At 69.0% G+C, this 20,009-nt stretch carries 17 protein-coding genes and 2 pseudogenes; 10 read left to right on the forward strand and 9 right to left on the reverse strand.

Annotation, left to right across the window (positions count from 1 at the left end):
• Window positions 1–285 precede the first annotated feature (285 nt).
• Together ACTWP8_RS12885 and ACTWP8_RS12890 are read right to left on the reverse strand one after the other, a co-directional pair.
• On the reverse strand, window positions 286–1,182 hold the full coding sequence (locus ACTWP8_RS12885) for a cytochrome c biogenesis CcdA family protein (protein ID WP_443322276.1): 897 nt from the start codon (window positions 1,180–1,182) through the stop codon (window positions 286–288).
• A 7-nt stretch (window positions 1,183–1,189) separates the two neighbouring features.
• On the reverse strand, window positions 1,190–1,765 hold the full coding sequence (locus ACTWP8_RS12890) for a redoxin domain-containing protein (RefSeq protein WP_443322277.1): 576 nt from the start codon (window positions 1,763–1,765) through the stop codon (window positions 1,190–1,192).
• 103 nt (window positions 1,766–1,868) lie between these two features.
• Here ACTWP8_RS12890 and ACTWP8_RS12895 point away from each other — a divergent pair.
• Window positions 1,869–1,982, forward strand: a pseudogene (locus ACTWP8_RS12895) (TetR family transcriptional regulator); the annotation flags it as partial.
• A gap of 150 nt (window positions 1,983–2,132) precedes the next feature.
• Here the strand turns inward: ACTWP8_RS12895 and ACTWP8_RS12900 are convergent.
• From ACTWP8_RS12900 to ACTWP8_RS12915, 4 genes and pseudogenes are all read right to left on the reverse strand, one after another.
• A complete protein-coding gene (locus tag ACTWP8_RS12900; RefSeq protein WP_443322278.1) occupies window positions 2,133–2,861 on the reverse strand; it encodes a spermidine synthase in 729 nt (242 codons plus the stop codon).
• 125 nt (window positions 2,862–2,986) lie between these two features.
• Window positions 2,987–4,672 carry a ribonuclease J gene (locus ACTWP8_RS12905; RefSeq protein ID WP_443322279.1) on the reverse strand — a complete coding sequence of 562 codons (1,686 nt, stop codon included), beginning with the start codon at window positions 4,670–4,672 and terminating at the stop codon, window positions 2,987–2,989.
• A gap of 261 nt (window positions 4,673–4,933) precedes the next feature.
• Window positions 4,934–5,069, reverse strand: a pseudogene (locus ACTWP8_RS12910) (6-phosphofructokinase); the annotation flags it as partial.
• 449 nt (window positions 5,070–5,518) lie between these two features.
• Window positions 5,519–5,920 (reverse strand): MerR family transcriptional regulator, encoded by a 402-nt coding sequence (locus ACTWP8_RS12915; protein ID WP_443322280.1) that lies wholly within the window; start codon window positions 5,918–5,920, stop codon window positions 5,519–5,521.
• A gap of 575 nt (window positions 5,921–6,495) precedes the next feature.
• On the opposite strand from ACTWP8_RS12915, the gene ACTWP8_RS12920 reads away from it, so the two are divergent.
• Window positions 6,496–6,789: a glutaredoxin domain-containing protein gene (locus ACTWP8_RS12920; protein ID WP_443322281.1), complete on the forward strand. Its 294-nt coding sequence runs from the start codon at window positions 6,496–6,498 to the stop codon at window positions 6,787–6,789.
• Here ACTWP8_RS12920 and ACTWP8_RS12925 read toward each other — a convergent pair.
• Both ACTWP8_RS12925 and ACTWP8_RS12930 read right to left on the reverse strand, forming a co-directional pair.
• Entirely contained in the window at window positions 6,776–6,907 is a 132-nt protein-coding gene (locus ACTWP8_RS12925; protein ID WP_443322282.1) for a hypothetical protein, read from the reverse strand. The two genes, ACTWP8_RS12920 and ACTWP8_RS12925, sit on opposite strands and share 14 nt — an antisense overlap.
• A 22-nt stretch (window positions 6,908–6,929) precedes the next feature.
• The gene (locus ACTWP8_RS12930) at window positions 6,930–8,294 is read right to left on the reverse strand and encodes a dihydrolipoyl dehydrogenase family protein (protein WP_443322283.1); all 1,365 of its coding nucleotides are present in this window, start codon (window positions 8,292–8,294) and stop codon (window positions 6,930–6,932) included.
• Between the two features lie 310 nt (window positions 8,295–8,604).
• On the opposite strand from ACTWP8_RS12930, the gene ACTWP8_RS12935 reads away from it, so the two are divergent.
• The 4 genes from ACTWP8_RS12935 to ACTWP8_RS12950 all read left to right on the forward strand — a co-directional run bounded on the left by ACTWP8_RS12935 (window position 8,605) and on the right by ACTWP8_RS12950 (window position 12,506).
• Window positions 8,605–9,558, forward strand: coding sequence for a hypothetical protein (locus ACTWP8_RS12935; RefSeq protein ID WP_443322284.1), 954 nt, complete (start codon window positions 8,605–8,607; stop codon window positions 9,556–9,558).
• Window positions 9,559–9,613: 55 nt separating this feature from the next.
• Window positions 9,614–11,185 carry a radical SAM protein gene (locus ACTWP8_RS12940; RefSeq protein WP_443322285.1) on the forward strand — a complete coding sequence of 524 codons (1,572 nt, stop codon included), beginning with the start codon at window positions 9,614–9,616 and terminating at the stop codon, window positions 11,183–11,185.
• Window positions 11,182–11,988: a class I SAM-dependent methyltransferase gene (locus ACTWP8_RS12945; protein ID WP_443322286.1), complete on the forward strand. Its 807-nt coding sequence runs from the start codon at window positions 11,182–11,184 to the stop codon at window positions 11,986–11,988. The genes ACTWP8_RS12940 and ACTWP8_RS12945 overlap by 4 nt, the downstream gene beginning before the upstream one ends.
• 116 nt (window positions 11,989–12,104) lie before the next feature.
• Window positions 12,105–12,506, forward strand: coding sequence for a hypothetical protein (locus tag ACTWP8_RS12950; RefSeq protein ID WP_443322287.1), 402 nt, complete (start codon window positions 12,105–12,107; stop codon window positions 12,504–12,506).
• A 518-nt stretch (window positions 12,507–13,024) separates the two neighbouring features.
• Here ACTWP8_RS12950 and ACTWP8_RS12955 read toward each other — a convergent pair.
• Complete coding sequence (locus ACTWP8_RS12955) at window positions 13,025–14,704, reverse strand: DUF6119 family protein (protein WP_443322288.1); 1,680 nt, start codon at window positions 14,702–14,704, stop codon at window positions 13,025–13,027.
• Window positions 14,705–14,988: 284 nt separating this feature from the next.
• Between ACTWP8_RS12955 and ACTWP8_RS12960 the strand changes: the two genes are divergently transcribed.
• The 4 genes from ACTWP8_RS12960 to ACTWP8_RS12975 all read left to right on the forward strand — a co-directional run bounded on the left by ACTWP8_RS12960 (window position 14,989) and on the right by ACTWP8_RS12975 (window position 19,978).
• Complete coding sequence (locus ACTWP8_RS12960; RefSeq protein WP_443322289.1) at window positions 14,989–15,858, forward strand: hypothetical protein; 870 nt, start codon at window positions 14,989–14,991, stop codon at window positions 15,856–15,858.
• A 165-nt stretch (window positions 15,859–16,023) separates the two neighbouring features.
• The gene (locus ACTWP8_RS12965) at window positions 16,024–17,115 is read left to right on the forward strand and encodes a hypothetical protein (protein WP_443322290.1); all 1,092 of its coding nucleotides are present in this window, start codon (window positions 16,024–16,026) and stop codon (window positions 17,113–17,115) included.
• Window positions 17,112–18,620 (forward strand): hypothetical protein, encoded by a 1,509-nt coding sequence (locus ACTWP8_RS12970; protein ID WP_443322291.1) that lies wholly within the window; start codon window positions 17,112–17,114, stop codon window positions 18,618–18,620. The genes ACTWP8_RS12965 and ACTWP8_RS12970 overlap by 4 nt, the downstream gene beginning before the upstream one ends.
• The gene (locus ACTWP8_RS12975) at window positions 18,617–19,978 is read left to right on the forward strand and encodes an AAA family ATPase (protein ID WP_443322292.1); all 1,362 of its coding nucleotides are present in this window, start codon (window positions 18,617–18,619) and stop codon (window positions 19,976–19,978) included. The genes ACTWP8_RS12970 and ACTWP8_RS12975 overlap by 4 nt, the downstream gene beginning before the upstream one ends.
• Window positions 19,979–20,009 lie beyond the last annotated feature (31 nt).

Raw genomic sequence — 20,009 nt, forward strand, 5'->3', positions numbered from 1 at the left:
CACCCGCTTGACCTTGACAAGGGGAACATCCTGCTGAGCCCGCAGGCCGAGAAGCGGCAACGTCGCGGAATGCCCCTGTCCCGGAGTGGCCCGCACCCGCCCGCGGGGCAGGACCTCTGTGCCTGATCCGGCGGAATCCCGGTAGCGGCAACCGGAAGGGCCGTCCGTTCCCCCGGTCTTGGGCGCTGCTGTTCCCACGGTCCTTTAGGGGGTGGCCCGCTGGTGGGGCATGTGTGGGGGTTGGGTGTGCAATAGCGTCCGGGCCGAAACGGTAACGACCACGAATCAGGTGAGGGGCTGTTGGACGGCCAGGGCGTCCTCGGCCGTACGGGAATCACTCCGGCGGCGCCTGGCCCGCCGGTGGAGTGCCAGAGCAGTGAGGAGCAGCAGGGCGAGTGCAGCGGTGATCGCACCGATGCCGATGCGGTCCAGGGTCTCCGCGATCCACCGCTGGATGCTGCCTGCGGCGTCGATCACGGGGTCGGTGATCTCGCCGCCGCGGAGCACCCGGATCTCGTACCAGCCGTAGTAGGCCACATACGCGCCGACCAGGAGCAGCAGGCCGCCGCCGAGGCGGGAGGCGACCGCGCCGAGGCGGCGGAGGCGGCCGACCTTGGCGGTGCGGGTGAGTGCCACGGACAGGGCGGCGGCGCCGACGATCACGCCCATGCCGGCCGCGTAGGCCGCGAACAGCACCACGCCTTCGAGCGTCGATCCGCTGCGGAACGCGGAGACCACGATCGCGAGGAACGGGGCGATGGTGCAGCCCAGCGAGGCGATCGCGTACGCGGCGCCGAACAGCGCCATCGAGGGCGCGGACCGGGTGACGGCGGGGGCGCGGCGGAGCTTGGGCAGCAGCGCGGGCAGCGTGCGGCCGGCCAGCAGCCAGCCGCCGACGAGGGCCAGCAGCAGCCCGAAGACCACCGTGAACCAGGGCAGATGCTGCTGTACCTGTCCCGCGACGGGTGCGACGGCCAGGCCAAAGAGGGCGAAGACGGCCGCGAATCCGCCTGTCATGGCGGCGGTCGCGGCCAGGGCGCGGCCGACGGCCGCGGCCCGGGTGGGGGAGTCGTCGCCCAGGACGAGGAGCGAGAGGTAGGCGGGCAGCAAGGCGAAGCCGCACGGGTTCACTGCGGCGAGCATGCCGGCGGACAGGGCGAGGGCGAGGGGAAGGTCGGACATGGGCCGGTCAGCCGACGAGCTTGCTGACCTTGTCGGCCAGCCCCTTACCGGCGGGCAGGTTTCCGGTGAAGACGGTCTTGCCGTCCTTGTCGAGCACGACGTACGTGCTCTGCTCGGTGATCTCGAACTTCTTCCAGATGTCGCCGGGTTCGTCGGACAGGTTCGGGAAGGCGCCGACCTTCGCGGAGGCGACGAAGTCCTTCATGGCCGCCGGCTTGTCCAGCCCGGCCACCCCAACGACGTTGGCCTTCCCCTCGAATTCCTTGGCGACCTTCGCCGTCTCGGGCCCCTGGTCCTTGCACTTGGGGCACCACGGGGCCCAGAACCACAGCACGGTGGGCTTGCCCGCAAGTGTCGCGCCGTCGAACCGCTTTCCGTCGATGGTCGTGCCGGTGAACCGCAGCGCCTCGGGGACCGCCGCCGCAGTGGCGGAACCGGCTTCCGCCGTGGCGGGGGCGCTGGTTGTCGTGGAGCCGTCCGTTCCTGCGGCATCGCCGGCGGGGGCGCCGCTATCTGAGCCGCAGCCGGTCAGGGTGAGCGTCGCGGCGGCCAGGAGGGCCGGGAGGACCGAGCGGGCATGCATGTGTGCTCCTGGTGTTCGGGATCGGCTCTGAATGTAGATCGCCGGGCCCGGCGGACGGGACGGCCGGATGCTTACGGTTCTGTGACGTCAGCCGGCCTGGGTCCTGGAGCTGTTCTGGATCCAGGCCGGTGATGCGGTGCGGGTGGCCGCGCGCGAGGGGCTGCACGCGGTGACGATGCGGTCGGTCGCGGCCGAGGCGGGTTTCTCACTGCGACTGGCCCTGCGACCGAGGCCGCGCGTCTGCTGGTACTCGGTCACGGCCTGGGCACCAGCGTCCTGGTGGGACAGCGCACCGCAGCCGAGGCCAGGACGGTGCTGCGCTCCCACCCCGACCAGCTCTTCGAGCAGGGAGCGTGAAGCCGTCTTCCTACGGCGCGCCCGCTGCTTTCCTGGCCACATAGATGGTGTTGGCCGCAGTTCCCCCCTGCAGTGGATTGTCGAAGTCGACGACGTGGGCTTGTGACTCCGCGAAGACCTCCGCGAGGACGGAGCTGAACTGTTCGTCCGGCGGGTCGTTCGACCACAGAGCGAAGACACCGTCAGGGTGGAGACGATCGGCAAGAGCGCGCATCCCGGCAGGCCGGTAGAGGGCCGCGTGACGTGGGTGCAGCACATGGCGCGGCGAATGGTCCACGTCCAGCAGGATGGCGTGGAAACGACGGTCCGGCTCTCGGGGATCCAGACCACAGGAATCGCCGACCACCGCGAAGAAGTCGCCCAGGACCAGGCGGCAGCGGGAGTCCGACGCCAGGCGGGCACCCAGCGGCACCAGCCCACGCTCGTGCCAGTCGATGACTTCGCCGAGCGCCTCGATCACGATCAGCGAGCGCACACGCGGGTCCTCCAGGGTCGCCTGAGCGGTGTACCCGAGACCGAGCCCGCCCACGGCGACGTCGAGTTCGTCATCTGGCAGCTGGGCCAGGCCGAGCCGGGTGAGCGCGATCTCGCCTGCCGTGAAGAGGCTGGACATCAAGAACTCGTCACCGAGCTTGACCTCGTACACATCGATGCCCGACGCAGGGTCCCGTCGACGCCGCAGGCTGATGTCGCCCATCGGTGTCGGGCGCCAGTCGATCTCCTCGAAACGCGCGCTCATCCGTTCACCCTTCTGATGCCTTGATGCCACCGGTGCCGGCGAGTTGTGCGCCCGGGCCGCCGCTCTTCCCAAGCTCAGGCGCGAGACGGTCCCTGCCGACGGCGAGGCAGGGACCCCGGGGCCGGTCAGGCGTCGATGATGACCGGGATGATGAGCGGCTTGCGGCGGTAGGTCCTGAACGCCCAGGCCGCTACGGCACGGGTGATGAGCTGTTCGAGCTGGTGCGCGTCTCCGACGCCTTCCTCCGCCGCGGTCGCCAGAGTCTTTTCGATCACGGGGATGACCGGCTCGAACGTGGTGTCGTCATGGACGAATCCGCGAGCCAGGAAGTCGGGAGCCTCGGCCAGGGCGCCCGTGTCGGCATCGACGATCGCCACCACCGTGACCACCCCTTCCGCTGCGAGGGTGAGGCGGTCCTTGAGGGACGCTTCGGTGGCGCCACCGACCTCCATACCGTCCACGTAGACGTAGCCCGCGGGCACCTTGCCGGTGACCGACGCGCGCCCGTCGACGAGGTCGACGACGACGCCGTCCTCGGCGATGACCACCCGGTCGGGGTCGACTCCGGTACGGATGGCAAGGTCGGCATTGGCCCGCAGGTGCTTCCACTCGCCGTGCACGGGCATGACATTCCGCGGCTTGACGATGTTGTAGCAGTACGCGAGTTCGCCGGCGCTGGCGTGCCCCGAGACATGCACCTTGGCGTTGCCCTTGTGGACGACGTTCGCGCCCCACCTGGTCAGCCCGTTGATCACTCGGTAGATGGCGCTCTCGTTGCCCGGAATCAGGGAACTGGCGAGCAGGACGGTGTCCCCCTTGCCGATACGGATCATGTGGTCGCGGTTGGCCATGCGGGAGAGCGCGGCCATCGGCTCGCCCTGGGAACCGGTGCACACCAAGGTGATCTTGTGGTCCGGCAGCTTTTCCAGCTCTTTCATACCGACCACCAGCCCGGACGGAACCTTCAGGTAACCGAGTTCGCGAGCGATGCCCATATTGCGGACCATCGACCTGCCCACGAAGGCGACTTTGCGGCCGTGCTGGTGTGCGGCGTCCAGCACCTGCTGGATGCGGTGCACATGGCTGGCGAAGCTGGAGACGATGACCCGCCGGGGCGCGGTGCGCAGGACCTGCTCGATCGCGGGGTTCAGCTCGCGCTCGGAGGTGATGAAGCCGGGGACTTCGGCATTGGTGGAGTCGACGAGGAACAGATCCACGCCCTCCTCGCCGAGGCGTGCGAAAGCACGCAGGTCGGTGATCCGGTCGTCCAGGGGGAACTGGTCCATCTTGAAGTCACCGGTGTGCAGCACCAGCCCGGCACCGGTACGGATCGCGACCGCGAGACCGTCCGGGATGGAGTGATTGACTGCCACGAACTCGCAGTCGAAGGGACCGAAGCCCCGCCGGTCGCCTTCGCGTACCCGCACCGTACGTGGCTTGATGCCGTGCTCTTTGAGCTTGGCCTCCAAGAACGCCAGCGTCAGCTTCGAACCGACGACGGGAATGTCGGCCCGCTCGCGCAGCAGATACGGCATGCCGCCGATGTGGTCTTCGTGGCCGTGGGTCAGCACAACGGCCACAACATCGTCGAGGCGGTCCCGGATGGAGGTGAAGTCCGGCAGGATCACATCCACCCCGGGCTGCGTCTCTTCGGGGAACAGCACCCCGCAGTCGACGATCAGCAGTTTGCCGGCGTGTTCGAAGACGGTCATGTTGCGGCCGATCTCACCCAGGCCGCCGAGGGCGACGATCCTCAGCCCTCCTTCGGACAGGGGCGGAGCGGCTTTCAGCTCTGGATGCGGATGACTCATACCGTGACGTTACCGGAGAGTCCCGAGGTGATCCTGTGCCTGTCGCCGGTTCACGCCTCTGTGCTCCAAGCGACGTGGTGTACGGCCGGTGGTTCTGCGCCGCCGGGAACGACACGTGAAGGCCCTGCCTCGGACCCCCTGAGCGCCGGTCCATCCGTCGAGCCGGTCAGCGGTCGGGGCGAGCTTCCGCTACGGCAGCGGGCGGGACATGGTGCGGTGGAGCCGGTAGTGGTTCCCGTGAGTGAGTCGGCGCCGGGCCCTTCCGCGTAGCACAGTCACCATCCCGAAGTCCCCGCGCCGCGGGGCCACCACCGCGTGCCAGCCGAAGCGGGTCGCGAGCACCCTGTCGTACGCATTGGGTGCCACCCCGCTGTACATGCCCTGAGATACCGCTTCGCTCAGTCCCCGGCGCTGATTCCCGGGGTCGCCCGCTCCGGCGGCACCATCAGCGCCGGTCCAGGTCCGCGAGAGGCGACGCGGCTCCGCGTGGACCGTACGGGCGTGGGCCGGCAGCTTCGGGAGGGACATGCCGTCCTCGCCCCTCTGTGCGGCGGCTTGGCGCCGGTCCTGGACGGGGCGTGGGCGGCAGCGCCGCGTCGGAAGGGACGGCGCTGCCGGGACGGGCCGTCCGGTCGAGGGCTTCTTCCCGGACCCACCCGCCGCTAACCTACCCTAACGAGAGGGTAGGTTTGTAGTCGGTGCCGGGCGTGGTCCCGGGCTGCTATGAGGCGCGGAGATCCCCTCAATCAGCCTGGACAGATCGACCACAACTACGGCGGCCGCGGCACTGCACTACCCCTTCCTGGCCCGGCAGGTCACCGTCTCCGTCATGGATGACGTCCGGGTTCAGCTCCCGGCGCTCAGCCTGCGGCGCAGGGTGGCGGCGAAGTCCTCGGCGGCCATCAGCTGGGCGCGCAGCGTCTCGCAGCGGGCGTCGGCCACCTTCCGGTAGGAGTCCAGCCGCTCCCGCAGCCGCGCCAGTTCATCGCCCGAGGGCGGGTCGTCCGTCGCGGAGATCCGGTCGGTGATCTCCAGCAGATCCCGCATCTCCTCCAGCGAGAAGTCCAGCGGCTTCATCCGGCGGACGACCATGAGCCGCTCGACGTCGGCCTCGGTGTAGAGGCGGAAGCCGCCCTTGCTGCGGGCGGAAGGGACGACGAGGCCCACGTCCTCGTAATGCCGGATCGTTCGCAGCGACAAGCCCGTCCGCTCGGCCACTTCGCCGATCTGCATCTGCCGGTCGCTCATCGCCGCCTGTTCCTCTTTTCGTTTCCGCCACTTTCGGGTGCGTGAAGCTCAGCGCGCCCACGTGAGATGAACCGCAGGATCTTGGGTGCTTGTTTGCCTGGGATCCACAGGCTACGAATCGGCCTCTTCCCTCACGTCAGGGTAGAGTTATTCGACGTGGCGCCTCCGCTGTACAGGTGACAGCAGGGGCGGCCCGCCATGCAGCGGGCCCCCGACCGGGCCCCGATGGCATCCCGCAGACTTCCGGGCAATGATGCCCGACCGGCCGCCGAATCATCGCGGCGCAGTCTGAAGCATCAGCGCAGGACGGCGAACACCCAGCGGACACCGGTCTGGCGACGACCGCCGGTACGAAGCCCCGGTATCTGGACTAGGGCGCCTGTCGGCGACGCTGGAAAGAGCCACGTCAGCCGCCTGCTGGTTAGACATAGGCGAGCCGCCGGGAGGGAATGCGGGGCCCGACTGCCGGGTTTCCGGGTGGATCGCTGTCCGAGCGGAGGAGTCGAGATGACTGACGTCCCTCGGCGAAACGCTGCCGGAGGGGGCCGGCCGGCCCCGAACGGCAGGGGGTGGTCGTGTACTGGCGGCCCGGCTGCCCGTACTGCGCATTGCTGCGCCGTGGCTTGCGCCGCGCTGGACTGCCGTACTACGCCATAGATATCTATCTGGCGCGACCGGCAGGCCGCAGCATTCGTACGCTCGGTGGCCGACGGAAACGAGACGGTACCTACCGTGACCGTCGGGGGCGCGGCGTTGGTCAACCCCTCGGCGCGGCAGGTCCTGGCCGCGGTCGCCCAGGAGACACCGGATCTGCTGCCCGATCCGCTGAGCAATCGCGGAGTCTGTGGCACTGGTTCAGGCGCGGCTGACTTCTGCCGCGAAGGCGGAGAGGCCCGGTGTGGGCCTCGAGATCCTCGTCCGCAGCGGGGCGAGATCGCTCAGAGTCTCATTGACATCGAAGAGCACCAACTGGACGGGCGCCTCCATGGGCAACCTCCTGGTGTGCCGGTCAGGCTCGGCTCAGGGCGGCGAGGGCGTCCTCCACGGCACGGTGGAAGGTGGGGTAGGCGTAGATCATGTGGCGCAGTCGGTCGACCGGGACTTCAGCCTGGACCGCCACCGCGAGGCCGTAGAGGACCTCGCCTCCTGCGGGTCCGGTGGAGGTGGCGCCGACGATCACGCCTCGGTCGGTGTCCTCGACAAGTTTGATCAGGCCGTCGTTGCCGGCCTTGTGGATCCAGCCGCGCGCCGAGGATGGCACCTGGGCGGTGCCGGTGCGCACTCGCAGTCCTTTTTCCCGGGCGGCGTGCTCGGTCAGGCCGACGGAGCCGACTTCGGGGTCGGTGAAGGTGACCCTGGGCAGGGCGCGGTAGTCCGCATCGGGGCCCGGGTCTCCGAGGATGGCGCGGACGGCGATCTCTGCCTGGTACATCGCAACATGCGTGAAGAGCCCGCGTCCGGTCAGGTCGCCGACGCCCCACAGACCGACGGCGGCCCGCAGTTGCTCGTCGACGTCCAGGGCGCGGGCGTCGGGGTCCAGGCCGACGGTTTCCAGGCCGAGGCCGGTCAGATTGGCGCGCCGCCCGGTGGCCACCAGCAGCTGCTCGGCGGTGACCTCCTCGCCGCCGTCCAGGGTGAGGCTGAAGGAGTCCCCGGCATGGCGTACGCCGACCGCCCGCGCCCCGGTGCGTACGGTGATGCCCTCCGCGCCCAGCACGTCGGCGAGCAGCGCGCCGGTCTCGGGCTCCTCCGAGGGCAGCAGCCGCTCCGTCGCCTCGATGACGGTCACGGCCGTGCCGAAGCGTGCGAATGCCTGGGCGAGCTCCAGGCCGACGGCGCCGCCGCCGAGCACGATCAGCGAGCCGGGCCGCTCCTTGGCCGCGATGGCATCGCGGTTCGTCCAGTACGGCACCTGGTCCAGCCCCGGCACGGGCGGGATCTGCGGGCGGCTGCCGGTGGCCAGCACCACGCCGCGCCGGGCGGTGAATACCTCGCCGTCAACCTCGACCCGGCCGGGCCCGGCCAGCCGTCCGCGCCCTCGGACGAAGTGCCCGCCCTTGCCGGTGAACCGGTCCACGGCCACCTGGTCGTTCCAGTCGTCGGTCGCCTCGTCCCGGATGCGGGCGGCGACCGGCGTGAAGTCGGGGGCGACCTGTGTCCGCCCGGCTATGCCGGGGATGCGCCGGGCTTCGGCGAGCAGATTTCCGGCGCGGATCATCATCTTGCTCGGGATGCACGCCCAGTACGGGCACTCCCCGCCGACCAGTTCCGCCTCCACCCCGACGACGTTCAGCCCGGCCTCGGCCAGCCGCTCGGCGACGTGCTCGCCCCCCACTCCCATCCCGATCACCACGACGTCGGTGTCCTGCGCCATGTGCGGCCTCCTTGGATCGATACGCCCGGGTTGCCAGGTGTGTACCCGGGAACCCGGCGCGGAGTCCCGTACCTTCCCTCCCCGCTCGACCGGCGGCAGCGTCGGGTCACCGCTCTCACCCCGCGTCAGCGCAGTGAACAGGCCCCCGGAGCCCATGGGCCCGGGGAGAGGGACGGAAGGAAGGCGGAGCTCGCTCACCGGGTTCCCTCTGCGGGTCGCCGGGGGCGCTCGGGAGACATGGGAAGAGAGCTGTGGGGAGGCCGGCCATGCTGCACGCGGTCTGGGTGGACGGGCCGGAGGGGGACGCTTCGTGACTGAATATGCCCTTGTGTCGATCGGTGGCGGCCGCGCCGGGCTGACCGCTGCCCGCATCGCCGGGCGGATTGACCAGGTGGACCGGGCGGTCGCCGACGCTCGCAGTGACGGCTTCACCTCGCTGGTGCTCGGCCCGCGCGGCCGGATCGTCGGCGCGACCGTCGTCGCCCCGCGCGCCGGGGAGACCATCGCCCACCCGGCGGCGGCCGTACGGCACGGCTGGACACCGTCGCAATACGCGGCGGCCGTGCACCCGTACCCCACGTACGCCGACGGGTCGTGGAACGCCGCCCTCGCCGAGGTCTACGCGGATCTGGAACGGCCCCGTACCCGGCGAATCATCGGCGCACCGCTCGGCAGCCGTTCGGCGCCTGCTTCGGTGACGATCTTGCGCTCTGCCCGGACTGCCGTACAGGCGAGGTACCTGTTTGGTCAGCGCGCTTACAGTTCTCGGCTCCCGCCGGTGCATAGCGTTCATCTCATGGTGCTGCGGATCGTGCTGGGTGCGGTGTACACGGCGATGGCGGTCGGCCAGCTCGCCTCCTTCGGGCACATGCCCGGGATTCTGGCCGGGTACGGGCTGGTGAACGGCGTCGCCGCGACCGCGCTGGCCGTGGCACTGATCGCGGGCGAGCTGGTGTGCGGGGTCTGGTTCCTGGCTCGCCCGCGCTCGAAGGCTCTTCCCCCGGTGTGGGTGTTCACCCGCCGTCTCGGTCGTGTGGTTGCTCCTGGCCGTACGGGCGTACGCACGCGGGCTCACGGTGGCCAACTGCGGCTGCTTCGGGATCTACCTGACCAGCGGCTGAGCTGGTTCGTGCTCGTCCAGGACGCCTTGACGCTGTTCTATGCGGGTCTGCTGCTGCACGGGGGCAGGGTTCCTGTCACGCCTGCCCGAGCATGGCATCGCGGGCAGGGGCAACGAGCAGGACGAGGCGCACGCCATCCATGACGTCCGGTGAACGGCTGAAGCATTTCCACTGGTCACCACATTGGAGGAGCCCCAGATGACCCAAGCACCCGCGCCGCGGCGCAAGGTGGACCGCGACGAGGTGTTCGTGGAGTTCACCAAGTCCATCTGCCCGGTCTGCAAGACACCCGTCGACGCCCAGGTCAACATCCGCGAGAGCAAGGTCTTCTTGCGCAAACGCTGCAAGGACCACGGCGAATTCGAGGCGCTGGTCTACGGGGATGCCGAGGAGTACCTGTCCTCGGCCCGGTTCAACAAGCCCGGCACGATTCCCCTCACCTTCCAGACCGAGGTGAAGGACGGGTGCCCCACCGACTGCGGGCTGTGCCCGGAGCACAAGCAGCACGCCTGTCTCGGCATCATCGAGGTCAACACCGGCTGCAACCTGGACTGCCCGATCTGCTTCGCCGACTCCGGCCACCAGAGCGACGGCTACTCCATCACCCACGAGCAGTGCGCACGGATGCTGGATGTGTTCGTGGAGTCCGAGGGTGAGGCGGAGGTGGTGATGTTCTCCGGCGGAGAGCCCACCATCCACAAACACATCCTGGACTTCATCGACCTCGCCCAGGCCCGGCCCATCCGCAACGTCAACCTCAACACCAACGGCATCCGCCTCGCCTCCGACAAGCGGTTCGTCGCCGAACTCGGCAAGCGCAACGAGGTTCCGGAGAAGTCGGTCAACATCTACCTGCAGTTCGACGGCTTCGAGGAGCGCACCCACCGGGAGATCCGCGGCCGCGACCTGCGCAGGTTCAAGCAGCAGGCGCTCGACAACTGCGCCGAGGCCGGTTTGACGGTCACCCTGGTCGCCGCCGTCGAGCGCGGACTGAACGAGCACGAGCTCGGCGCGATCATTGAGGTCGGCATCGACCACCCGGCCGTCCGCTCGGTCGCCTTCCAGCCGGTTACGCACTCCGGTCGGCATGTCCCCTTCGACCCGCTGAACCGGCTCACCAACCCCGATGTCATCAAACTGATCAATGAGCAGCTGCCCGGCTGGTTCGCCAAGGGCGACTTCTTCCCGGTCCCGTGCTGCTTCCCGACCTGCCGCTCCGTCACCTATCTGCTGGTCGACGGAGAACCAGGAAACCGCACCGTCGTCCCCATCCCGCGACTGCTGCAGGTCGAGGACTACCTGGACTACGTCTCCAACCGGGTCATGCCCGACGAGGGAATCCGCGAGGCGCTGGAGAAGCTGTGGTCCGCCTCGGCGTTCATGGGCACCGTCACCACCGAGGAGAAACTGCGGGCCACCGCAGAGGCGCTGGACTGCGCGGATTCCTGCGGCATCGATCTGCCCGCCGCTGTCAAGGACTTGAACGACAAGGCGTTCATGATCGTGGTCCAGGACTTCCAGGACCCCTACACCCTCAACGTCAAGCAGCTGATGAAGTGCTGCGTGGAGGAGATCACCCCCGACGGACGCCTCATCCCGTTCTGCGCCTACAACTCCGTCGGCTACCGCGAACAGGTCCGCAGCGCCATGTCCGGCGTCCCGGTCGCCGGCGTCGTCCCCAACGCCCTCCCCCTGGGCCCCGTCCTGACCGACTCCCCCTACGGCTCGAAGATCGCCCGCGACAGCGGCGAGGACGGAGAGGGCCGATGAACCAGCACAGCCCCGCCACCGGTGAGGAGCTGAAGGCGTGCTGCGCCGCCGCGTACTCCTCCGACGTCGTCGCCCTGCTGCTCGGCGACTCCTACCACCCCGGTGGCATGGCGTTGACCCGCCGTCTGGCCGATGCGCTCGGTATCGCGGCCGGCGACCGTGTCCTTGATGTGGCTTCCGGGCGGGGGACCACCGCGCTGCTTCTGGCCGACGCGTACGGCGCCCGGGTGGACGGCGTGGACTACTCCGCCGCCAACACCGCCCTCGCCCAAGGGGCGGCCGAGGCAGCTGGTCTCGCCGACCGGCTCGCCTTCACCACCGGCGACGCCGAGCGCCTGCCCTATCCTGACGCCCTCTTGGACGCCGCGGTGTGCGAATGCGCGCTGTGCACCTTCCCCGACAAGGAGCGGGCCGCGGCCGAGTTCGCCCGCGTTCTGCGCCCCGGCGGCAGGGTCGGGATCACCGACGTCACCGCCGACCTCGACCGGCTCCCACCCGAACTCACTGGTCTTGGCGCCCGGATCGCCTGCATCGCCGACGCCCGCCCCCTGGCCGAGTACTCGGCCATCCTGCACGCGGCCGGGCTTCGCACCGTCACCACCGAACGCCACGACGCCGCCATGACGCGCATGATCGACCAGATCGAGGCCAGACTCGGCCTGCTGCGGATGACCGCTCCCGACCGGCTCACCGCCGCCGGTGTCGACCTCGATGCCGCCGGTCCACTGCTGGCTGCTGCTCGCGGTGCCGTCGCCGACGGCGCCCTCGGCTACGCCCTGCTTGTCGCCGAGAAACCACGGTGAACCCGCGCGGTCCAGCCTGCGGTGTCTACTTCCCCGTACGTAAGCGCCATCACATACCGGCCCCATGCAGCGGTCCTGGCGTCGGCGGCACAGTCCCCGCGCAGAAGGGCAGGTCCATGACCACCGCACACGCTTCCTCCCGCGCCACCACCGCCATCCCCGCGCAAGCCACGTTCGGCGCGGCCGGCGGGCTGGTCGGCGGCGTCGCCTTCGGCATCATGATGCAGGTCTGGGACATGATGCCGATGGTCGCCATGGTGGTGGACTCCACCTCCACCGGCGTCGCCTGGCTGGTCCATCTTGCTATCTCCGCGTTCATCGGCATCACCTTCGCGCTCCTCGCCGGTCACCGGCCCGCGAAGATGCTTCCCGCGACCGCGCTCGGCCTGGTCTACGGCGCCGTCTGGGAATGCCGATTTCGCCGAACTGCCACGGACCAGCGAGGTTCAACTCGATCGTTGTGGCGGCAAAGGGCCATTTGTGCAGTACCTGCATCGTTAGGGCGAAAGGGTGGCTAGCCATCGCTCGGTGGCCTGTCCGGAGACCAATGCGGCCTGGCTCCAACAAGGCCGCCACCCCGAGTGAGCTGTCTTGCTGAGGCGCGGTCCCGCCGGTGGTGTCCGGTCGGCGGTGGCCAGTGCTCATCAACGACGAAGAGCTGGACTCAGTGGGACTGAGTCCAGCTCGTCGTCTGTATGCTCTTGCAGGTCAGCGGCTTGTTCACGCTGGTTGCGGCGAAGTGCCCCCGGCGGGGGACCCAGAACATGGGAACGAGGAAAACCGCAGGTCAGAGGGCGTGAGCTGGTGATCCGGGCTGTCGTTCGGTTGAAGCGGTAGTTCGCGTTGGCCGCAGAGTCCCCGACAGGAGACCCAAACATGGCTGGTCGTGCCCAGGGCGCCGACCTACCCATTTGCGCCACGGTGATGGTGGAGGGGCGGTCCCGACTCATTCGCAACCTCCTTCTCAGCGATCTGGCACCGTGCCACCACGCTCTTGGGTGCCGGCGTCGCGGCGAGACGCCGGCACCCTTCGACTTCATGCGGCCTGGTGGCCGGCTTCCAAAGAGTCCGCCAGGGGGATGCCGACAACCTCCACCCGAACACCGTGCGACTGGAGCGTCCGGGCCGCGTGAGCGAGCGCGACCTGGGCGAAGGGATAGAGGGTGTCGACGGTGAGTTCCGTGTGGCCCTTGAGGAGAATGGCGTAGACCACGCGCTCGGGGAGGAAACTTTCCGGCAGGCGCCGCTCCCCGCCCAGAGCCGCAACCCTGGCGGCGAATCCCGCACGCGCCTCTGGCTGGTTGAGCAGAGCGTCGACCGCCACCACGCCCTGGTTGAACAGATGGCTGAGCGCCGCCGAGCCGCTGGCCTGCTTGACCATCACCAGGGTGTTGTCCGGCGCGAGGAGATCGCAGATCTCGACCCCATTGCGCTGGTGAAGGGGGGTCCGGACCGTCTTGCGGTCCAGGCAGATGAATCCGGATCGGGTCCGCTGGACGCTCTTGTTGTACGCCTCCTCGTCGTCTCCTTCGAACCAGGGCGGCAGGTCCACCGACGAGGAGGGGACGATCAAGCGCCGCGTCGTGGCGGCCAGGCCCGTGAGATACGCCTGGTCGAACTCGTGCCATTCCCCTTCCATGAGGATGAAGCGGCGCCCGTCCGCCTGGAGAAGATCCGCATCGATCCAGCGCGGCAGCCAGTCGGTACGGATGACGTCGCCCGGCCGAGCGCGCCGGTCGCGGTATAGCGTCACTTGGCCCTGGCGCAGGGCGGAGATGCGGCGTCCCGGCCGGTGGAACCGCAGCCTGCCGCGTACATAGTCGAGATCGAAGGTATCGGTGACGCGCTCGTCACCGGAGCCCAAGCGAATGCCAATGGCGCGGGACCGGGCGAAGTCCACGAAGCAGTCGGAGGGTACGGCCGCGACTGCTCGGATTCCGTCGATGGTCCCGAGCGCCTCGTCGACTGCCTCTTCCAGGAGCACGATCGTGCTTCGGTCCTCGATGGGTACGACCGAGTCGACGAACTCCAGTTGAGGATGCGGGAGTTCGTCCCGGCACACCTTCGCGATCGTGCGGACGTCGCTGATCAGCGCCTGCGCGTTCGCCCCGTAGGGGAGACGCAGGCCGCTGCCTCCTTCGACACTACGCACCCGTCGGCCGCCAATGCGTTCGCAGGTCAGCTCGGGCCTCGCCAGCCGACCGCTCATGCGCTGCACAAGCTTGGTGTAGGTGTCCAAGCCCAACGTTCCGACCGGCGCGCCACCTGGCAGCACTGCGATGTCGGTCCGTCCCTGGCCAGGGGTCCGGGCCACGGCGGCACGGACGTCCTCCGGGTCGATACTGCGGATCACGAACCGCAGCCCGAAGCGGCGGTCCTTGAGCAGCCCCGGCACCAGCCGGAAGCCGTCTCCGTAGGCCAAGGCGTAGGCATGCCCGTCGACCGCGAACAGGACAAGCCCCAGGCTGCGCAGTGAGGGCTGCCTCACCGGCCACCCGGTGAGCCGCGAGAAGTCCGCGCACCAACTCGCCTCCTCCTTGCTGAAGCGGCCGTGCAAGGCGATGGCGGGGACACCGAGGTGATTGAGCGGTCGGAACTCGGCGCCGATCTCGTCGAGCTTGGCGGCCGGGATGCTGTCGAACATGGCCTCCATGGTGGGCTCGACGCCGATCAGCCGATAGAGGGTGCGGGTCGCGGTGAGGGTGGACTGGGACATGGGGTGTGCTGCTCCTGCGTGACGTGATGTGGCGCGATGCCGAATGCGGTGCTGCGTGCCGGTGGGGGAAGGCACGACGTGGGGCGGCGGCAGCCTGACGGCACCGCACGCGCTGGGACCGGGCGCGGCAGTACCGCGCCGTGTGGCTGCGAGGAGGGCGTCGCTGACACGGGGTCAGCTGGAGCAGCCGGGTCTCACGGTAACCACACACCCCTGTTTCACGCAAATTATTGGAAGAGATTGGAGCTTGAAGCATTGGGTGGGGGCTGGGTAGGGTATGCCTCATGACCGAGTCACTGGAAGCGCTCGAAGGCCGGATGGCGGAGTACCGAACCGCCATCAGCGTCGCGACCCGCCGTGGCGATAAGGTCACCGCACGACAGCTTCGGGCGGAGCTCCGCGACATCGTGCAGGCATACAGTCGGCGCCTGGATGAGCTGGGCGCGTTGGAAGAACCCGAGGGGCCGGAGACGGACGGCCCGCAGACGGCACCGGTGCCGCCACCGCCCGCCCCCCGCGTCAAGGGGGCGGCGGTTCCGATCCGTGAACAGGCGCACCAGGCCCTGACGATTCTTGACGCCCCTGCAGGACCAAAACTGATCGCCGCGACGCACGAGGCGTTCCTTTCCGAGGCTGTAGTCACCACTAGGTTGGGTTCGCTGCGCCGTGACGAGGAACGCTCGTTCGCCGCCCAACCCTTCGCGCGCCCCTTCTACATCTGCCCGGCCCTCAGTCACGACCGGTTCACTCCCGTCCGCGGGTTGCTTGCCGTCTCCACTTGGCCGCTGGAGCAGCGCATCGTCGGTCCGCTGGGCCCTCGGGCCGACTTCCTGACGCATGCCAGGCGCATAGGAGAACAGATCGCTCGCATGCAGGCCGCCGGCCACGAGCCGACGCTCCCGGCGTGGGCGCTGCTGCGGCGATTCGCTCTGAACATCCCCGGTGCCTACGAGGGTTATGGCACGCCTGACGCTGCCCGTGTGATACAGGCGGCGGACGCCGAGGCCAAGGTCCACGCGGACGCCGACACCGCTGCCCGGCACGCCGCCGCTGCCCGCGCTCGCGAAGTGCTGACCGAGCCGGTGCGCCTGCTGTTCGGGGCGACTCGGATGGGCGGTGTTGATGAGGCTACGGCGCCCGCCGAAAATCAGTAACTGCGGGTAGTGCAGCCAGTAAGGTCGTGCTCGCCACACCCCATCAACCGTTGCGTCGCCCGGGTGCGGTCGTGCCCATTTCATGTCACGTTCTGGAAGAGGTCCATGCCGCCAACCACTCGTCCGCAAACCGGAAGCAGTCTCCTCGACCGGCTGCGAGGCGGTATGGCAAGGCAGGCCTACACCGCGCAGAAGATCACTGCGCTGACCGTCAATCCTGGCTGCGAGCGGCGTGCCGTGATCGATGCCGCGGGGGTCGACAAGGGCAGACTCGCCCAACGACTTGGCCGACCCATGCCGTCCGGCCGGTCCCCATTCGCGATCATTCGCGAGCGGGCGTTCGAGGAACAGCTCAAGGCCAATGGCTATGCCGAGCTGATCACCCTGCTGCGTGCCGAACTCGGTGTCTCCATAGCGGAGGCCGCAGTTGCCGACCTCAACATCGTCGGTGGGCACATGGGATGGCAACCGCGTGCGGCTGAAACCAGGAGCCTGCTCCGGAGCATCGCTCAGAACTGCGACGCCCGGCTCATACTCGACCACCCGGTTCTTCCGCTGGAGGTGGCCGGCACCACCGCCTTCCTGGAACCGGACGCCGTCAGCCACCGCATCGGCGACCAGCTCTACGTCATCGTCATCAAGTCCTTCGCCGCAGTGGACGGACAAGCCGATGCGGCCAAGGTCGCGGAGGCCGCCAAACAAGCAGCCGTGTACGTACTGGCCCTGCGCGAGGTGCTGGCCAGGATCGGGGCGGACCCAGGACTGGTTGCGGAACGATTTCTGCTGGCGATGCCCAAGGACTTCACGAACCGCCCCTACGGACGCCTGGTCGACCTTCGCCAGCAACTCGATGCCGTCGCCCACCAACTGGCCCGCCTCGACCAGGCGGAGGCCCGGGCCGTCGCACTCCCTGCCGGTGCCACGCTCGACCTGTCCCAGGACGCCACGGGCCGACCCGCCGCCACGAACGAACAGCTCACCGACACTGTGGACGCCCTGCCCCACCTCTACGGGCCACGCTGCCTCGACATGTGCGAGCTCTCGCGCTACTGCCGGGACGCAGCGCTCCGCGATGGTGAGCCGGCGCACCTGGGCGGCGTCGTTCGCGACAGCCTCCCAGGACTCGAGAACACCCGCATCGCGTACGCCCTCGCCCTGGGCGAGCGGGAGCCCTCCTCGGCACAGGACGAAGTGGTGTCTCTGCTCAGGAGCGCGACTGCGCTCCGCGCCCGCCGACTCACCGGAGGGACGGCGTGAGCACTCTGCGCGTCCTCGCCACGCTGGAAGCCACAGCCACAGGCCGTGCGGTTCCCGTCACCACCGTGCGGCACACGCACATCGCTGACCGTCCCCTCGTCTTCATACCGCTGAATCTCGCGGGTGAGGCATGCGCCCCGCTGGCCGCACTGGTCGGCACGGACCGGAACGCCCCCGAACTCCTCGCCGTGCCGCAACCGAAGGACCGCACCGAACGCTTCCTCTTCGCCGCGCGGCTGGCCGGACATCTGCTTCCCTATGCGGAGGGCTTCACGGCCGCCACCGAGATGTACGAAAGCGGTCGAGGCGCCAAGAAGGAGCAGCGGGAACGTTGTACCGACGCCCCGCAGCTGGTCGTGCCCAACTCGGCTGGCGTGAGCTTCCTGCGCCTGCTCGGCCGTTCCACCCGATTCCGCCGCACCGAGGGCCCGTATGCCGTGGACCCCTCGGTACCCCGATTGGGCCAGTGGCTGAGCTGGTTCACAGATCAGAGCGAGTTTCCGACCTCCAGCCTGCTGCTTCCGCTCACCCAGCAGCTGAGCGCCCACTGGGCCACCGGACAGAGCCCCACCGAGGACGCGCACCTCGGCGCACTGATGGGGTGGATCGATCCTCCGGACGGCACCGACGGGCCTGCGGCGGCACGCTGGGCCGAGGACCCCGCCAACTCCCCACCCGCCGGACCCGCCACTGACCCGCAGTTCGACACCATCCTGTCCGAGCTCTACACGGCGATCGACCAGGCCCAGGGCGAGCGGCACCGCGCGGCCGCGATCCGGCAGCTGGAGACCCAACTGCTGCCCCAACTGCTGCCGACCTGGCAGCTGATGTGGCGGGGCATCGACCGACTCCGCGACATTCCCGCGGGCCGCAGCGTCGCCTCCCGCTGGCAGACCGACCGTGACCGGTTCACCGCATTCTCCGCCTACCTTGCGGACGGCGGACTGCCCCAGGCCCGGCGCGAACACGCCTCCGGCGCGGCACGGCGGCTCGCCCGCTTAGAGGACGCCGCTGACCGATACCGATCCGAGCGGGCCTTCGATGACCCGCTGGTCATGGCCGAGTATGAACTCTCCGGCGAAGCCGTTGTCGGCACCGTGACAGGCGGCGAACCGGACCGTACGGTGACAGGCCGGAGCGGCAGAGCGCTGCTGCGTCCACTGGTCACGCTCACCGTGCAAAGTCCTGGTCGCTTGAAGATCAGCGACAAGGTACGCAGTCCAGCTCGCCCCGGTCAGACGGCCGAGGTGCTGGCCATCCGAGGCAAGGGCGAGGGCTCCTACGACATCGACTTCGAGCTGAGCGGCGGCATGGGGCGTTCCCAAAAGCCTCCCCCACCCGAAGGCAGTATCCCGAAACTTGGTGAGGAGGTCTGCTACACAACCCTCCCCACGTTCACACTGCCTGCTGCCCTCCCGGAAGACGAGTCCACTCCCTGGACGCATGGCGGTCCCCCACAAGCCTACGAACCCACCGATGACGACGCGAACGAGGCATGGGAATGACCACCACGCCCCCTTCTGCCCCCACCCCCGGCGCCCTGGCTGACTCCGCCGTAGACACGGTCCTGTCAGATCTCGACCGGCTCGGCGGCGACTCAGCGCGGGGTGTCGTCGTGGACTCTCCACCGGGTGCCGGGAAGTCCACCCTTGTGGTGCGCGCGGCACATCACCTTGCACAACGGGGCGAGCCAGTGATGATCGTCGCTCAGACTAATGAGCAAGTGGACGATCTGGCCGAGCGGCTCACCGATCGCTATCCGGACTTGACGGTCGGCAGGCTCTTGCGCACCGGTCGGTCGCTGTCCCAGCGGCTCGTGGGACGTGGCAACGTGCGCGGTGCCGAACGCGTCAACGGCCTGGGCGGGTTGCCCCCGATCATCATCGCCACCGCCGCCAAGTGGGCCCGGGTCCCTGACAAGGACGGCCACTGGACCCACGCGATCATCGACGAGGCCTACCAAATGCGCTCCGACGCGCTCCTCACCTGTGCGGGCCTCTTCGACAAAGCGCTGTTCGTCGGTGACCCGGGGCAGCTTGATCCCTTCAGCAGTGTTGCGACCGACCGCTGGACCGGACTGACCTGGGACCCCCTGCGCAATGCTGTGGACGTCACCCTCGCTCACAATCCCGAGATGCCCTTGCGTAATCTCCCGGTCTCCTGGCGACTGCCTGCCTCGGCCGCCGACCTGGTCGAGCGAGCTTTCTACCCTTTCACACCGTTTATTCCCGGTGCGTGCCCGGACGACCGGAGCATGACATTTTTGCCCACTATCACCCCCGACTCCGTCGACCGGGTGCTGGACCGGGCTGCGGAGTCCGGCTGGGGCTACCTGGAACTTCCCTTCCAGCACACGCTGCGCGCCGACCGCGAACTGGCCGACACCCTCGCGGCCACCGCCCAGCGCCTCCTCACACGAGGCTGCACCACCTACTGCGACCAGGCACCCCCACCCGATGGGCGTGCTCTCACCCCCTCCCGCATCGCCATCGGCGTCGCCCACAACGACCAAGCCGAGGCCGTCCGCAGTCGGCTCCCCCGGGAACTGGGCGCCATCACTGTCGACACCGCCAACCGCCTCCAGGGCCGTGAGTTCGATGTCACGCTCGTCTGGCACCCGCTCTCTGGCCGGGTCGACGCCAGCGCCTTCCACCTGGAGACCGGCCGCCTCTGCGTCCTACTGTCCCGGCACCGCCACGCATGCATAGTCGTCGCCCGCGCGGGCATCCCCGGTCTCCTCGACCGGCATCCCTCCACCCAGCCCGTCCACCTGGACGTCCCGCCCAAGTTCCCGGACGGCTGGCGCGCCCACCAGATCGTCATGGAGTACCTCGAACGACCTGAGCACCGCGCCCGCGCGTGAAGTGGCGAGACCCACGAAGGGCCACACCCGC

Origin of the sequence: Streptomyces sp. 7N604, from assembly GCF_052245475.1 — a bacterium.
GTDB lineage: Bacteria > Actinomycetota > Actinomycetes > Streptomycetales > Streptomycetaceae > Streptomyces.